Raw genomic sequence first — 444 nt, 5'->3', positions numbered from 1 at the left:
GGCGTTAGTTGCCAAGGAGTTTGCATCATGGATGAGTCTACAGTTGAAGCTTTATTTATTATTCTCTTCGCAGTTTTACCTTGTGGGATTTTCGGGTATCTAATCGCTTTTAAAGGGCGCAGAGGTTTAATCTCGGGTTACAGTGAAAAGAACTTTTCTAATCCTCAAGCATTTGGAAAAAGTGTAGGTGTAAGCCTAATATTGTTTTCTGTTTTTATGGTATTTATCGCATATTTTTGGCACTTGGGTCTCCTTACAGAAAATCGAATGGCTTCTTATGTTTTATTACTCATTATTGGTGTAGTGTTAAATTACTTTTATGGTATTGTTAAATATCGTAAAAAAGGCAACTAACAAGCAACTCAAGACGGACACAAACAGTTGGCTGTGCTCGTACCTCGCAAATTATAGCCAACTATTTTTAGCCGCTTAGTAGGGCGTTAT

General features: G+C 36.9%; 1 protein-coding gene. It reads left to right on the top strand.

Translation table 11 applies throughout. The features are described from left to right. Positions 1 to 354, top strand: a 354-nt coding sequence (locus tag H4J73_RS01160) for a hypothetical protein (RefSeq protein ID WP_220460643.1), incomplete at its 5' end; no start/stop codon positions are given. Positions 355 to 444: the final 90 nt, after the last annotated feature.

This window comes from Colwellia sp. MB3u-41 (genome assembly GCF_014076845.1).
Taxonomy (GTDB): Bacteria; Pseudomonadota; Gammaproteobacteria; order Enterobacterales; family Alteromonadaceae; genus Colwellia_A.
This window is presented reverse-complemented; position numbering and strand designations above follow the sequence as displayed.